The 14,982-nt window shown below is 45.8% G+C and carries 13 protein-coding genes and 1 pseudogene; 6 read left to right on the top strand and 8 right to left on the bottom strand.

The window, feature by feature from the left end:
• Window positions 1-28: 28 nt before the first annotated feature.
• Window positions 29-2,212, top strand: a complete 2,184-nt coding sequence (gene ppk1 / locus NDI35_RS27410) for a polyphosphate kinase 1 (protein ID WP_445315462.1) — start codon at window positions 29-31, stop codon at window positions 2,210-2,212.
• 236 nt (window positions 2,213-2,448) lie between these two features.
• On the opposite strand, the gene NDI35_RS27405 is transcribed toward ppk1, so the two are convergent.
• Complete coding sequence (locus NDI35_RS27405) at window positions 2,449-2,619, bottom strand: hypothetical protein (protein ID WP_333031883.1); 171 nt, start codon at window positions 2,617-2,619, stop codon at window positions 2,449-2,451.
• Between the two features lie 202 nt (window positions 2,620-2,821).
• Window positions 2,822-3,082, bottom strand: a complete 261-nt coding sequence (locus tag NDI35_RS27400; protein ID WP_006632500.1) for a hypothetical protein — start codon at window positions 3,080-3,082, stop codon at window positions 2,822-2,824.
• Between the two features lie 9 nt (window positions 3,083-3,091).
• Here NDI35_RS27400 and NDI35_RS27395 point away from each other — a divergent pair, with 9 nt between their 5' ends.
• Together NDI35_RS27395 and NDI35_RS27390 are read left to right on the top strand one after the other, a co-directional pair.
• A complete protein-coding gene (locus NDI35_RS27395; RefSeq protein ID WP_445315461.1) occupies window positions 3,092-3,238 on the top strand; it encodes a hypothetical protein in 147 nt (48 codons plus the stop codon).
• Window positions 3,239-3,401: 163 nt separating this feature from the next.
• Window positions 3,402-3,953, top strand: coding sequence for a DUF2854 domain-containing protein (locus NDI35_RS27390; protein ID WP_445315460.1), 552 nt, complete (start codon window positions 3,402-3,404; stop codon window positions 3,951-3,953).
• Between the two features lie 49 nt (window positions 3,954-4,002).
• Here the strand turns inward: NDI35_RS27390 and NDI35_RS27385 are convergent, their stop codons facing one another.
• Entirely contained in the window at window positions 4,003-4,164 is a 162-nt protein-coding gene (locus NDI35_RS27385; RefSeq protein WP_445315459.1) for a hypothetical protein, read from the bottom strand.
• A 96-nt stretch (window positions 4,165-4,260) separates the two neighbouring features.
• On the opposite strand from NDI35_RS27385, the gene NDI35_RS27380 reads away from it, so the two are divergent.
• Complete coding sequence (locus NDI35_RS27380) at window positions 4,261-4,503, top strand: hypothetical protein (RefSeq protein ID WP_445315458.1); 243 nt, start codon at window positions 4,261-4,263, stop codon at window positions 4,501-4,503.
• A 263-nt stretch (window positions 4,504-4,766) separates the two neighbouring features.
• Here the strand turns inward: NDI35_RS27380 and NDI35_RS27375 are convergent, their stop codons facing one another.
• Complete coding sequence (locus NDI35_RS27375) at window positions 4,767-5,114, bottom strand: DUF779 domain-containing protein (protein ID WP_445315457.1); 348 nt, start codon at window positions 5,112-5,114, stop codon at window positions 4,767-4,769.
• Window positions 5,115-5,291: 177 nt separating this feature from the next.
• Complete coding sequence (gene exaC / locus NDI35_RS27370; protein ID WP_445315456.1) at window positions 5,292-6,812, bottom strand: acetaldehyde dehydrogenase ExaC; 1,521 nt, start codon at window positions 6,810-6,812, stop codon at window positions 5,292-5,294.
• A 299-nt stretch (window positions 6,813-7,111) separates the two neighbouring features.
• Between exaC and NDI35_RS27365 the strand changes: the two genes are divergently transcribed.
• Together NDI35_RS27365 and NDI35_RS27360 are read left to right on the top strand one after the other, a co-directional pair.
• Window positions 7,112-7,849: an iron-sulfur binding domain-containing protein gene (locus NDI35_RS27365; protein WP_445315455.1), complete on the top strand. Its 738-nt coding sequence runs from the start codon at window positions 7,112-7,114 to the stop codon at window positions 7,847-7,849.
• 681 nt (window positions 7,850-8,530) lie between these two features.
• Window positions 8,531-9,733, top strand: coding sequence for a phytochelatin synthase family protein (locus tag NDI35_RS27360; RefSeq protein WP_445315454.1), 1,203 nt, complete (start codon window positions 8,531-8,533; stop codon window positions 9,731-9,733).
• A 232-nt stretch (window positions 9,734-9,965) separates the two neighbouring features.
• On the opposite strand, the gene NDI35_RS27355 is transcribed toward NDI35_RS27360, so the two are convergent.
• The 3 genes and pseudogenes from NDI35_RS27355 to NDI35_RS27345 all read right to left on the bottom strand — a co-directional run.
• Complete coding sequence (locus tag NDI35_RS27355; protein WP_445315453.1) at window positions 9,966-13,418, bottom strand: AAA-like domain-containing protein; 3,453 nt, start codon at window positions 13,416-13,418, stop codon at window positions 9,966-9,968.
• A 35-nt stretch (window positions 13,419-13,453) separates the two neighbouring features.
• Window positions 13,454-14,071 carry an adenylate/guanylate cyclase domain-containing protein gene (locus NDI35_RS27350; RefSeq protein ID WP_445315479.1) on the bottom strand — a complete coding sequence of 206 codons (618 nt, stop codon included), beginning with the start codon at window positions 14,069-14,071 and terminating at the stop codon, window positions 13,454-13,456.
• Window positions 14,048-14,827: pseudogene (locus NDI35_RS27345) on the bottom strand (AAA-like domain-containing protein); the annotation flags it as partial. The gene NDI35_RS27350 and the pseudogene NDI35_RS27345, both read right to left, overlap by 24 nt.
• Between the last annotated feature and the right edge of the window lie 155 nt (window positions 14,828-14,982).

Below are 14,982 nucleotides of genomic sequence, written 5' to 3'. Positions count from 1 at the left end.
CAGAGCCTCCCAAAGACTCCCTCAAACCATGCCCAAGCCAAAAAAGACCCCCCCCAAAACCTACACTGAAATCAACCTCAGCGACCCCCAATACTACTTCAACCGAGAACAAAGCTGGCTAGAATTCAACAACCGCGTGCTCCACGAAGCCCTCGACCCCCGCACGCCCCTCCTAGAAAGACTCAAATTTCTCGCTATTTTTAGCTCCAACCTAGACGAATATTTTATGGTGCGCGTGGGCGCCCTCAAACAACAAGTACACGCAAAAGTCAGCAAATTAACCTCCGACGGCCGCACGCCCCAACAACAGCTAGATGCCCTGAACAAGCGGCTTTTGCCGATGGTTACTCAGCAGCACTCGTATTTTGAGCAAACCCTGCGCCCGAAACTAGCAGCAAGCGAAATCTACATTCTCGACTACATTGACCTCAATCAAGAACAGCGCAATTACTTGCACCGCTACTTCAAAGAACAAGTATTTCCCGTACTCACTCCCCTAGCCGTTGACCCCAGCCACCCATTCCCCTACCTTTCCAATCTCAGCCTCAATTTAGCAGTAGTAGTCAGAGACCCCGACACGCGCGAAGAATTGTTTGCCCGCGTCAAAGTACCGCAGGTTTTGCCCAGGTTTTTGCCACTACCGGGGGATTTGCAGTGGCAGCAGAGAGGCAAATCTCCTGTTTGGACTGGCGTGCCCCTAGAACAGGTGATTGCCCACAATTTAGAAGCTTTGTTTCCGGGGATGGACATTCAGGAATATCACCCGTTCCGCATTACTCGCAATTCCGATTTGACGGTGGAGGAAGATGAGGCGGAGGATTTGCTGCTGGCTATAGAACAGGAACTCCGCAAGCGCCGATTTGGAGGTTCTGCGGTGCGGATGGAAATTCAAGCGATTATGCCGCCTGCGCTGCGAGATATGCTGATGGAGGAGCTGGATCTCGGTGAGCAAGATGTTTACGTCGTAGAGGGGCTGCTAGGGCTCAAGGATTTGATGTCTTTTGTGGGGCTGCCGGTGCCGGAACTGAAAGACCCGCCTTGGACTCCGGTTGTGCCGCCCCGTTTGCGGAACTCGGAATCACCAATGATTTTAGGCAAATTGATGTTGGATGCTGAGGAGGGCGAGGATATTTTCACCGTCATCCGCCAGGGGGATTTGATGCTGCACCATCCTTATCACTCGTTTGCGGCGACGGTACAGCGGTTTATTACTGAGGCGGCGCACGATCGCTCCGTGTTAGCGATTAAGATGACTTTATACCGCACTTCTGGAGATTCGCCGATCGTCAGCGCCTTAATTCAAGCAGCGGAAAACGGCAAGCAGGTAGCGGTTTTAGTAGAGCTCAAAGCTAGGTTTGACGAAGAAAATAATATTAATTGGGCTCGCAAGTTAGAACAAGCGGGAGTCCACGTAGTTTACGGTTTGGTGGGACTCAAAACCCACACCAAGATTGTGATGGTAGTGCGTCGCGAGGACGATTACATCCGCCGCTACGTCCACATCGGCACCGGCAATTACAATCCCAAAACAGCCGGACTGTATACCGATGTGGGTTTGTTGAGTTGTCGCGAGGATTTGGGTTCGGATTTGACGGATTTGTTTAATTATTTGACTGGTTATTCGCGGCAGGTATCTTATCGCAAATTATTGGTGGCACCGGTCAATATGCGCGATCGATTTTTAGCTTTAATCCGCCGCGAGGCAGAATTCTGCCGCTTGCAGGCCGAAGGCGGCATCGGTAGCTGTGGCCGCATTGTCGCTAAAATGAACGCTTTAGTTGACCCTCAAATCATTGTTGCTTTGTACGAAGCTTCGCAAGCGGGAGTTAAAATTGATTTGATTATTCGGGGGATTTGCTGTTTGCGTCCCGGCGTTGAGGGTGTTAGCGAAAATATCAGAGTTATCAGTATTATCGGTCGCTTTTTAGAGCATTCTCGGATGTTTTATTTTTTCAACGGTGGCGACGAAGAGGTGTATATTGGTTCTGCTGACTGGATGCAGCGCAATCTCACCAGACGGGTTGAGGCGATCGTTCAGGTGGAAGACCCGACAATTGCTAAGGAATTGCAAGAAATTTTGGGGGTCATGCTGGCTGACAACCGCCAAGCTTGGGATTTGCAGCCGTCCGGACACTACTCTCAGCGACGGCCGCCTGCTAATTGCCCGGAAGTTAGTTCTCAGCAAATTTTGATGGATATGGTGATGAATTAGTCACTTGACAGTTGGCAGTTGATTGTTGACAGTTGATTGTTGACAGTTGTCATTAGTCAAACTTGCCGTTAGCTGTTGTCCGTTATTGTTAGCTATCAAGCTGTATTGCATTTAATTTTGGCTTTTAGGGCGGGCAAGATTCCCACCCCACAAAGTTTTTAGTAAACATAACTAGGAAAATTAAATGCGCGACAGCTTAGCCGACAACTGTCAACTGCCTACTGACTACTGACTACTTAACTGTTAAAAGTACGCTTGAATTCTTCTAAGAGATCGTCAATTTCTTCGATCGCCTGACTCACATCTATTCTCAGGGCTCCCAAGTCCGATCGATCTAACAGCCGCACGAGGGATTCGCGCTTGACTTCGATCTCTGCTACGCGCTCTTTGATTGTTTGTGCATCCATGGTTTTTTGCCTTTGCTAGTATTAACAAAAATATTTGACATTCCCCTCTGCGAACAGACGGAGATTCTTAATTCACCGACCTACCTTTGTGGGCAAATCCTTCACTGTTTTTATATGGGAAGTGATGAACCTGCTCATGGTTTTTGGGTCTGTGTTATAGTTTGATTGTACATCAAAACTTCAGCCAAACTTCAGCCACATTTTAGCGTAAAAAAGGCGGACGTTTGGTATCTGCGGGTTTATTTTTCATCATTCCCGCTAAAAATCGCTTCAGGGCCTTCTCCCGGTTTTTCATAAAAGCAGCCCAAAATCCCGGTTGATATTCATCCATCGTCTTGGCTAGGGCCCAGACATCGATCGCTAAGATATTATAAAGCCTTTCATCTTCACGTTTGAGCGAGTTAATCTGCTCCAGAACCGCCTTGTTTGCTCCAGCAGTTTGTTTGTCTTCGTCTTTAATCATGTCCGAAAAATGGTTGAAAGGGCAAGAGTGTTGATCGCGATCGCCACTCTGTATACTTTGATGATACTGCCGATCTCGATTGCCTTCTGGAACCAACGCCGCGCAATTAACACGGATATTTACCGATGGCGCGCCCGGGCGAGTCCGGCTGGATAAGCTTCTGAAGCTAGAAACAAGACTGTGGATGCACACCGCTCCCGCGCTCATAGATGCTAGCAGTTTTTGCAGGTCTTTTGGCAAAAAAACTAAATTTATTCAAGACTTTTTGACAGATAATAATTAAAGTATATTGTTGATTCCCGCTAAGTACCTCACTAATATGTTACGCAAAATTTCTTTAGCAAACCTAGCCTTAGTTGTTGGCGGTATTATAGCAGCAGTCGGTTTCGGAGCCTACTTCACAGACAGGCCTACCCTGAACCTAGCCGGTTTTTTTTATGGAATTCCGCTGTTGCTGGGAGGTTTGGCCTTGAAAGCGGCCGAACTCGAACCAGTGGATTTCACCGAACCTACCTCTGCTGAAGTTCTCCTGCTGCGAGAAAGTCAGGCCACAGATACTCAAAACCAAGTCCGCAAAGATGTCACTCGATTTCGCTACGGCCAACCCGCGCACTTAGATGATGCTTTGGAGCGCTTGGGCCTGGCCCCGACAGACGAGGAACGGCCCCTCCTGCAAGGGTTGCGGGAAGTTGATATTGACGGTGCTTATGGGTTAATTTTAGAGTTTTATTCACCGCTACTGCCGATCGACTTATGGGAAGAAAAGCAAGACAAAATAGCTACTTTTTTTGGGCCAGGTTTGCGCGCACAAGTGACTCAAAAGGCTGGTGACAAAATTGAATTGGCTCTAATTAAAAATACTCAAGCTTAAAGTATGCTGAATTTTTGAGTGCAGAAATTTTGAAGTCGCCAATTAATAATTAATCCTGCACCGGCTCAGATACTGATTTTAGCGGCAGCGTGAAACCTGTCGCTATCAACAAAAGCTCAATCCGCAATAGGGCGATCGCCCCAATTGGATTTCCCTTAATTAAAATAGTAGTTGAGAACCGATCGGCAATCTTAAATCTGGAAAAGCACAAATGGTTTCGTCCCAGAGTAGGATAGGTATTATCGGCGCAGGAACATCAGGAGCTTATCTGGCAATCCCGCTCATTCAATAAGGGTTTCAAGTTGACTTGTTTGAAAAAGCACCCCATCCGCGCACCGATGGCTGTGGTATCCTGAGCCTGCAAGCAGGTATGGAAGCGCTGCATCAAGGAAACCCTCAAATTAGCCAGAAAATTATTATTAACTCAGGCGCTCCGGTTAAATTATTCGAGTTTCGCAACCTCCGCGGCGATGTCCTCAATTCGGAACCCGTCACCTATCAGGAAAATGAACTCTCAGGAATGCTCGTACACCAGGGCAAACGCATCTAAATTCTGAAAGCTTTACGCTATCAGGGGTTTAATTTTGGGCAACCAAACTCAAATAATGGCTGAAACCTTTGTCCAGCAAGTATTCTAAAAATAAGATGCGTTTGCCCTCATCAGAAAATTGGTCGTCGTTAGCCCACGCGAGAAACTTAGATAAAAACTTAAATAAAAATAGGTTTTTTCGCTCCCATGAAAGAAACCGGGTTTCAGGCTTAAGCAAATTCATGTTTTTAGAGAAACTGCAGGCAAGTTAAGGATAAACAGAGTTAATCAGCCTTAACAAACAAGCGAGAACGAGTAATAAAACGCTCTCCATCCGGCCCTTCCAGGGAAAAATCGCTGCCTCCGGGCCCCGATGCCACGTCTATAATTAACTGCGTGTGCTGCCAATATTTGTATTGCTGCGCTGCAATATAAAAGGGACAACCGCCTATTTCGCCGAGTAATACGTCACCATCACCGATTATCAATTCCCCGTTGGGATAGCACATGGGGGAACTACCGTCGCAGCAACCGCCGGATTGGTGAAACATCAATTGTCCGTGTTGAGTTTTGAGATGGTTAATTAATTTTAAAGCGGCTTCTGTTGCGGTGACTTTTGCGGTCGTTTCCATTGCAGTCTCTTTGTGTAGCAATTTTATTTCGTTTTTGAATGAGATTTTTTTTTTATCAACCGCAGAGGGCGCAGAGGGTGCAGAGGGCGCAGAGAAGGAGAGGAAAGAGAGAAAGAAGGAGTTAACTAATCATTGAAGTTTGTCCTTCTTCCTGTTTCCTTCCCAATGACTCAAATCTTAGAAAAAGCCTAAAGCTTTGGGGCTGTAACTTACCAACAAATTCTTAGTTTGCTGGTAGTGATCCAACATCATTTTGTGATTTTCGCGACCGATACCAGACGATTTGTAGCCGCCGAATGCTGCGTGGGCCGGATAGAGGTGATAGCAGTTTGTCCACACGCGGCCTGCTTGAACGGCGCGGCCCATGCGGTAGGCGGTGTTGATGTCGCGAGTCCAAACTCCTGCACCTAAACCGTAGAGAGTATCGTTGGCAATTTCTAATGCTTCGGCTTCGTCTTTGAAGGTGGTGACTGCTAATACTGGGCCAAAGATTTCTTCTTGGAAAATTCGCATTTTGTTGTTTCCTTTGAAGACTGTTGGCTGGAAATAATAGCCGTCTTGCAAGTCGCCGGATAAGATGTTTCTTTCGCCACCAATCAGGCATTCTGCGCCTTCGGCGTGACCGATTTTGACGTATTCGGCGATTTTTTCCATCTGGTTGATGGAGACTTGCGCGCCGAGGGCGGTTGTCGGATCTAAGGGGTTGTCTTGTTTGATTTGGCGGATGCGATCGATCGCCCTTTCCATGAATCGATCGTAGATTGACTCCTGAATTAAGGCGCGGGAGGGACAGGTGCACACTTCGCCTTGATTGAACGCAAACATGACTAATCCTTCGACTGCTTTGTCGAGGAATTCATCATCTTGGGCGCAGATATCTTCAAAGAAAATGTTGGGGGATTTGCCGCCTAGTTCTAGGGTGACAGGGATGACGTTTTGGGAGGCGTATTGCATGATTAGCCTGCCGGTGGTGGTTTCGCCGGTGAAGGCGACTTTGGCAATCCGGGGACTGGTGGCGAGGGTTTTGCCGATTTCGGCGCCTGGCCCGTTTATGACGTTGATTGCGCCGTCTGGTACTAAGTCGGCGATGATTTCCATCAGTACCAAGATTGAGGCGGGGGTGGGACCTGCTGGTTTGAGGACGACGCAGTTGCCGGCGGCGAGGGCTGGGGCGAGTTTCCAGGCGGCCATTAATATCGGGAAGTTCCAGGGGATGATTTGTCCGATGACGCCTAGGGGTTCGTGGAAGTGGTAGGCGACGGTGGTTCCGTCGAGTTCGCCGATCGAGCCTTCTTGAGATCGGATGCAGCTTGCGAAGTAGCGGAAATGGTCGATCGCCAGCGGTATGTCTGCGAGGCGGGTTTCGCGAATTGGTTTACCGTTGTCCCAGGTTTCGGCGATGGCGAGGCGATCGAGGTTTTCTTCGATTCGATCGGCTATTTTGTGTAAAACCCGCGCCCTATCGGCTGGGGAAGTTTTACCCCACTTTTCTTTCGCAGCGTGGGCGGCATCCAGTGCCAATTCTACATCCTCGGCGCTCGATCGGGGGATTTGACAAATTGATTTTCCTGTTATTGGAGAAAGGTTTTCCGAGTATTTCCCTTTCACTGGTGGCACCCACTTGCCGCCGATAAAGTTGTCGTAGCGAGTTTGAAAAATCGACTGACTGCCGGATTGAACAGGTGCTGCTACTACCATTTTATTACCTGATTAAAAATTGTTTTCGTGGAGGCTTGAAATCTCTTGAACATCAACTATCGTCTATTTTCTATAATTTCGGTTATTTACTATACAAAATTTTACATTTTTTAAATATTTGAAATCCCAATCTTTTCTCGGTTTCCGGGTCTGGCTGGTGGTTAATAATATTTTTTTACTAAACGCAGAGAACGCTATTGATGTCGAGAGAAAAAAAGCATAAAAAGAGAAGTTCAAACATTGTTTAAATCTGCTATTATATAAATATAAAATTGACAGTTTCTCAAAGTACCAATCAAATGCCTGCAATAAATGCCGTTGTTTTTGATTCTGATTGCGAGCCTGGGTCAAAGCCTTTGAATGCAGCCAAAGTCCGGTGGTTCCGCCGCCGGCTGAAAACTTGGGCCCAGCAGAATTTCCGGGATTTTCCTTGGCGGCGTACCTGCGACCCCTACGCGATTTTAGTGGCTGAGTTCCTGCTGCAAAAAACTACTGCCGCTACAGTGGCTCCGATTTATCAAGAATTTGTCGATCGATATCCGACTCTCTCCGATCTAGCGGCCGCGCCTGCGGAGGAAGTTGCTAGTTTGTTGCAGCCTTTGGGTCTTTTTTTTCGGGCGCAAAAGCTGCGGAAATCGGTGCTGGTTATCTTAGAACATTATCAGGGAAACGTTCCCCGGACGGAAGCTCAGTTGCTGGAACTTCCCGGAGTTGGCAAGTACATTGCGCGATCGGTTTGCGCTAATGCTTTCGGACAGCCAAAAGCGGTGCTCGATACGAATGTTGCTCGGATTTTGCAGCGTTTTTTTGGGATTGACGGCGGTAAAGTAAAATCGCGATCGCCCGAACTTTGGGAAGCGGCAGAACGAGTTGCTCCCAAACAGCAAGTCGGGCCGTGGAATTTAGGAATGCTGGACTTTGGGGCGGCAGTTTGCACTGCAAGAAACCCCCGCTGCGGCGAGTGTCCGCTGCAACAGCAGTGCGAGTACAAAATTAGCAGCGAAATCAATTCTCGGCTCATTGCCGAACTCAGTTGACAAATATTTTGCATTCACTATAGGGGCGGCTTCACCAACAATCTCAGACTAAAACCAACAATTAAAAAAACCCGCTCCACCCAACTGTAAATACTATTAATTAACTGCGACGCAGCGGAAGTTCTATCCGAAATGTAGTACCTTGACCCGGTTACCCAAAATACTTTGACTCTCCTTTTTGCTGCTCTACATTTATCCCATATTAGAGAGTAATTCTTGACGAGATAGCAGGTTATGCTAACTAAAAAGGGAGCAGAAATGGGCGCTGTAAGATATTGGCTAATTGCCATGTCGTTATCAGCCACATCAATATAAATCCCCCGATCATCGACCACCTCAGTGCCAATCCAAATCACCCGCTTAAATTTGATTGATTGCAACTATTAAACCGACTTTTCTTAAACATCGATCGCGTGATTGAGGCTATTCACAAAAGCTTGATTTAGCGGAGCTTTCTACCGCTCAATCTGTGGTAAATTGCCGAATTTTTTCATCAGCTTGATGTCTAGCCGTCCGTCGCAAAGGGTCACGTTTTTTAAATTTGCACCCCGAAAGTCAAACCTTCGCAGCGTTTTATTGCTAAAATTGAAAAAATAGTAAATAAGTGCATTCATCATTATCAATGTGACGATGTTGCATAATATTTATTAGCACCATAAGCAATAAGGGTTAAAACACTCAATGTCTGCTCAAGGGTTTTATCGTCGTTTACTCCCCGATTCTGCTATTGCCTTTTCCTCTGTAGAGGGAAAGCAAATATTTCGAGAAGCGTTGGCATTGGGAGGTATGGAAGGGTATTTTGCTCTAGCGGAACAGTTTCATACCCAAGCAGAACCGGCTTTTTGTGGATTGGGTAGTTTAGTTGTGGTTCTTAATGCCTTATCCATCGATCCGGGTCGCCTTTGGAAAGGGGTGTGGAGATGGTATGGAGAGGAATTTTTAGACTGTTGCTTACCTCTTTCAGTCATTAAAGAAAACGGTATCACCTTTGATGAGTTTGTCTGTATAGCACGTTGCAACGGTGCTGTTGTAAAACCTAATCGTTACCACCAAAGCAGCTTGGAAAACTTTCGGCAAGCAGTTGAGAAAGTGACTACGGCGTCAGGTGATATTCATCTAGTTGTTTCCTACAGCCGAAAGGTATTGGGACAAACGGGTGATGGTCACTTTTCACCAATTGGTGGCTATCATCCAAAGCGGGATCTAGTTCTTCTGCTGGATGTTGCCCGTTTCAAATATCCACCTCACTGGGTTTCTCTGCCTTTGTTATGGCAAGCATTTGAACCGGTCGATCTGGTCACTAATCAATGTCGAGGTTATATTTTATTGCACAAGAGTGAAAGGTTGCCAGAAACCTTTTTTCATGTTACTTATGATTTACATCAGTGGCGTAGTGTTGCTCCTTACTTTACACAAATACTCCCCGGCATTGTGAGAAAAGAGCAACCTGATTCAATTGCTTCATGTGTCAGTACCATTCTGCACCATTGGCCTGTTGAATTCACAACTATGGTGAATACCTCCTCAGAGACGGCAGAGACACTTGAGAAATTACGGGCAGCTATTGAGTTAAATTCACTGTTTGATATTGTTCACCAATGCTTGTCAATCGATGACGGGGATGCAATGTCTGTTGTAGGGAAGTGGCTGCAACAGCCATTCGTCGCAGAGATAATAACAGCAATATTACTGTCGTGCCCCGAAACGCTCTATGCAACTCTCAAACCCGAGTTACGACTGTGGTTTAGTGAGGTTCGCCACCTTGAGAAACTACTCCCTCCTTTGGATGTGGAGATATGTAGATTGAGAGAACAAATGTCAGCACTCCAGGAGTTTTACACTTTCTATTCAAAGGGACATCAGTGTAATATTCCTCAGAGTTAGCACCTACCGCATTTTGAACTCCCCAAACCTCGACTAACTACAAAAGTGAAAATTCAACAGAAAGATTTAATAATCTGATTGATGCTGGTGTCGGTTGTGGAGGAAGATTCGCCGCAGCGAAATATTAGGGTTGTGACTGATGCGAGTGAGGAATGTACAACGGAAAAAATGGAAGTGGTGGTAAAAAAATGTATGTCGTGCATCTGGCTGGCTGGCGGTTTTTGCCTAAGTCCTATTTGATTGACTGTTGACTGAGGTAATCAGCAGACATCTGTTTATCCTCTGCTGTCACTTTCGGGTTTGTTCTGAGATAATCGTCGATCCAATTGGAACCGAATGCCATTAGTTTATCGAAATCCCAAACCCACAGTTTGATGGTGTTGTCACTGCTTCCAGAAGCCAAAGCCAAGCCATCTGGACTAAAGGCGACGCTCCAGACCAAACCTTGATGCCCGGTGAGGGTAGCGAGGGGTTTTTGGCTTTGCAGGTGCCACAGTTTGATGGTGTTGTCACCGCTTGCAGAAGCCAAAGTCAAGCCATCGGGACTAAAAGCGACGCTATTGACCCAACTACTATGCCCGGTGAGGGTAGCGAGAGGTTTTTGGCTTTGCAGGTGCCACAGTTTGATGGTGTTGTCACCGCTTGCAGAAGCCAAAGTCAAGCCATCGGGACTAAAAGCGACGCTCCAGACTGAACCTTGATGCTCGGTGAGGGTAGCGAGGGGTTTTTGGGTTTGCAGGTTCCACAGTTTGATGGTGTTGTCACTGCTTGCAGAAGACAAAATCAAGCCATCTGGACTAAAAGCGACGCTTCTGACATAACTGCTATGCCCGGTGAGGGTAACGATGGGTTTTTGGCTTTCGAGATGCCACAGTTTGATGGTGGTGTCACTGCTTGCAGAAGCCAATGTCTTGCCATCAGGGCTAAACACGACGCTATTGACCGGATTGCTATTCCCGGTGAGTGTAGCAATGGGTTTTTGGGTTTCCAGGTGCCACAGTTTGATGGTTTTGTCATCGCTTGCAGAAGCCAAAATCAAGCCATCGGGACTAAAAGCGACGCTATTGACCAAATCGCAATGGCCAGTGAGGGTGGCGATGGGTTTTTGGCTTTCGAGGTTCCACAGTTTGATGGTGTTGTCATAGCTTGCAGAAGCCAATGTCTTGCCATCGGGACTAAAGGCCACGCTTCTGATATAACTGCTATGCCCGGTGAGGGTAGCGATGGGTTTTTGGCTTTCGAGGTTCCACAGTTTGATGGTGTTGTCATCGCTTGCAGAAGCCAATGTCTTGCCATCGGGACTAAAAGCGACGCTTCTGACATAACTGCTATGCCCGGTAAGGGTTGTGAGTTCTTTTTGGCTTTCGAGATGCCACAGTTTGATGGTTTTGTCAAAGCTTGCAGAAGCCAAAGTTTTGCCATCGGAACTAAAGGCGACGCTATTGACCAAACTGCTATGCCCAGTGAGGGTTGTGAGTTCTTTTTGGCTTTCGAGGTTCCACAGTTTGATTGTCTTGTCATGGCTTGCAGAAGCCAAAATCAAGCCATCGGGACTAAAAGCGACGCTATTGACCAAATCGCAATGGCCAATGAGGGTTGTGAGTTCTTTTTGGCTTTCCAGGTTCCACAGTTTGATGGTGTTGTCATAGCTTGCAGAAGCCAATGTCTTGCCATCGGGACTAAAGGCGACGCTTCTGATATAACTGCTATGCCCGGTGAGGGTTGTGAGTTCTTTTTGGCTTTCCAGGTTCCACAGTTTGATGGTTTTGTCACCGCTTGCAGAAGCCAAAATCAAGCCATCGGGACTAAAAGCGACGCTCCAGACCGAACGGCTATGCCCGGTGAGGGTTGTGAGTTCTTTTTGGCTTTCGAGGTTCCACAGTTTGATGGTTTTGTCACTGCTTGCAGAAGCCAATGTCTTGCCATCGGGACTAAAGGCAACGCTATAGACCGGATTGCTATGCCCGGTGAGGGTAGCGATGGGTTTTTGGCTTTGCAGGTTCCACAGTTTGATGGTGTTGTCAAAGCTTGCAGAAGCCAAGGTTTTGCCATCTGGACTAACGGCGACGCTAATGACCACATTGTTATGCCCTTCCAAATGATTGCGCTCTTTTACTGCGGACACTGCTTGTTGCAGCGCAGCTATCACTCGTCCTCTAATATGTTTTGTCGTCTCGGCTGAAGCATCTAGTTGTTTGAATGCTTGCCCTGCCTTTAATGCTTCCAACAGTGCTTGGACTGTCTGTCCTGAACGAAATGATTCATTAGAAAAAGCAGTTTCCTGGATAACATTTGCTAAATTCTGGGCTTGAGTGACTTTATAGGTGGCCAATTGCTCTGCTTTAATTAGCGTCTGATTCGCTTGAGTCAAAATTTTATTCGCTTGTCTCTGGGCTTCTAACTCTCGTTCAACTTCTCGTTGTTGGACTTCCCGACTGGCATTTAAAAACTGATAATCCAAATCGCTCAAACTTTTATCTGCGGCCCAAGTTTGAGCATCTTGCAAGGCTTGGCCCCGCAACAGTCGCGATTCATCTTGGCAATCAGACTCTATCCAAGCTTTAAAACTTTCGCTATAAGGGCGGAGATTCGCTAATTGCTTTTCCACCCAATCAAGGTTAAAAACCGATTCATAAATTCGGTTATAAACTTTAAGTTTACCAGACTGTTTAACCACCAATCCAGTTAATCGTAGTTCCATTTTTTCGGGACTATCATCAGTTGCTATTTCCTTGTGCTGCAAAATTTGCTGATATAGTCCCAATAACCTACTGGCACGCTGTTCGCTGCGTAAAATGCGATCGCGAATCGTCTTCAAGTGTTCCGGTTCATCCTGTCCTTCCCAATTATCAATCACTTTTTCTCGGACTAATTTTTCTACCCACTCAGCGGGATTTTGAATGGGTTTAGAGTTGGCAGTATCGAGCAGTAACTTACAAAGTTTTTGTGTTAAAAATGGCTGTCCACCCGTCCAATATAAGATTGCTTCTAATAATGCTTGCGAATTTTTTCCTTGAGTTTCTAATCCAACTGCCAAAGGTTGGGCTTCTGCTAATTGAAACCCTGTTAACTCTATCCCTCGACCAATATTAAACGGAGTACGTCGCTTGTCTTGAATTAAATCTGAGGGAGTTGCTACCCCTAACATCGTAAATGTTAATCGACCATAGTCGGGTTTGTCGGCTCGATTATTATAGCAATCACGAATCACAGCAAAAAAATCTTCTATTTTAAAATTTAAGCTAATTAAGCTGTCCGATTCATCGACAAAAATTACTATGTTCCCTGAGATGTTCTTGAGTAATACTTGTTCAATAAACTTACTAAATCGTTTAACATTCGATAGTAAGCTGTTCTGCTCCCACCATTCATCTAAATCAAAAATGTCATACAAATCTAATCGGCTGACGATGCTATCAATCACGCCTGCATACCACTCTTCTGGCGTAATATCTGAGGTGCCAATTTCTGTGATATCAATGCTACTACAGGCGATTCCCTCTGCTTGTAACCGCTGCATTGTCCGCACTCGCAGAGATGATTTTCCCATTTGTCGGGAATTAAGAACATAGCAAAATTCTCCGGCTTTTAAAGCTTGATAAAGTTCTTGATCCGCCTTTCTCGTAACATAAGTTGGGGCGTTGGCTGGCAGGCTCCCTCCAACTTGATATTGATAATCTTTCATAGGTCATTGTTAATTTATATATAAAAATCAGAGAATCAAACAATCAATTTGTACAGTCGTACAGGTTCAGGAATTCCTTTTAACTGTTGCATTCCTAAGTCAATCACATTTAAAGATAAATGGGTTTTAACGACTTGATAAACTGTTTCAGAAATACAGATTCCTCCTGGCTGTGCTTTCCCTTCTAAACGAGCAGCTAAATTTACACCAGCCCCCCTGATATCATTATTAATAGAGAATATTTCCCCCAAGTGAATACCAATCCGGTGTTGGAGGACATGACTCGGAGGTAAGCTTGTAGCAGCTTCGGCGAAATTTCGTTGTATTTCTAACGCACAGGCAACTGCTTTTACCGCACTTTCGGGAAAGCAAATTAATAAACCATCGCCCATTTCTTTAAGGACTTTGCCTTGATGTTTAGCGCAGATGCCTCGGATGATGTTGAAATCTCGATTCACTAATTCTAGTGTCAGCTTTTGGTTGGCAACTGATAAAGCGGTGGAATTAACTACATCCGAAAAAATAATAGCTGCTAAATTACTCTCTACGTGCAAGCTTGATTGGTTATTAGTTTGTTGCACAGGAGTCAGATTCGCTTGGGGAGAGGCTAGGCGATGGCGAAAATATTGACGGTACAAACCACACAATGGCATGACAGCATTTCCCTGAAATTTGATCAACCCCATGCTTCGCAATTTAAAAGCCTCTCCGGTGTGAATCTCTACAGGTTGTTCGCTGTTAATCACTTGTCTAATTGTTGCTGCTAGTTCTGCATCTGTTTCCAAGTTAACTAAATGCCGTCGTAAATGATCGTAGTAAGGGCTTTCTTCAGTAGGAGCGACTTCTAGCAAGCGCTCTAAGGTAATTCTCCCCCTGGCAATTTGGTAGAGAGCAACTCGCACTAAATAAGGATGACCACCCACCATTTCCATCAGGTCACAAATCTCTTGACTTGACCACTTTAATCGGTGTCGATTCACTAAATCTGTTACCTGTCTCTGATTGAGTTCAGGTAACTCTATCGGCAATCCCACGTTAAAGGGCGACTGATTAATATTGAGAGGAATATAAACTTCTTGAGAGTGAGAAATGACTAACCTTAGCTTTTTCCAAATTTCCTCATTTTTCCCCCGCTCGTGCCAAGCTCGTAATAATCCAAAGAAGTCGGTGGCTATTTCCGAATGCTGAAAAATGCGATCGACTTCATCTAACCCTAAAACAAGAGGCTGAACACTGTTAGATAATAGATAGCGTTGGAAATACTTGGTGCTTTTATTTTTACTGCCGAGAACGCCTTTCCAATATTCTCCTAACCTATCTTCTAAATTTAATTCATTGGTAATCTCACCACAAAACCACTGCAATAACTCATCAAGATGGGTGAGAAAACTGCCATCAGCCCATTGAAAGTTTAAATAAGCCGGTAATTGCTCAACCCCCTTGACAAGAAGACAAGATAGACATTAGATCAAGGAATGGAAAAACTCCCCGACCTAAAACAGCTATCGAACGAGGCAAAAGAAGCCTTGATAGTAGAGCTATGGGAGAAAATCCAAAAACTAAC

Origin of the sequence: Microcoleus vaginatus FACHB-2002, assembly GCF_040004035.1 — a bacterium.
GTDB classification, from domain to species: domain Bacteria; phylum Cyanobacteriota; class Cyanobacteriia; order Cyanobacteriales; family Microcoleaceae; genus Microcoleus; species Microcoleus vaginatus_C.
Note: the sequence above shows the minus strand (reverse complement) of the source record. Positions and strands in the feature narration are given on the sequence as shown.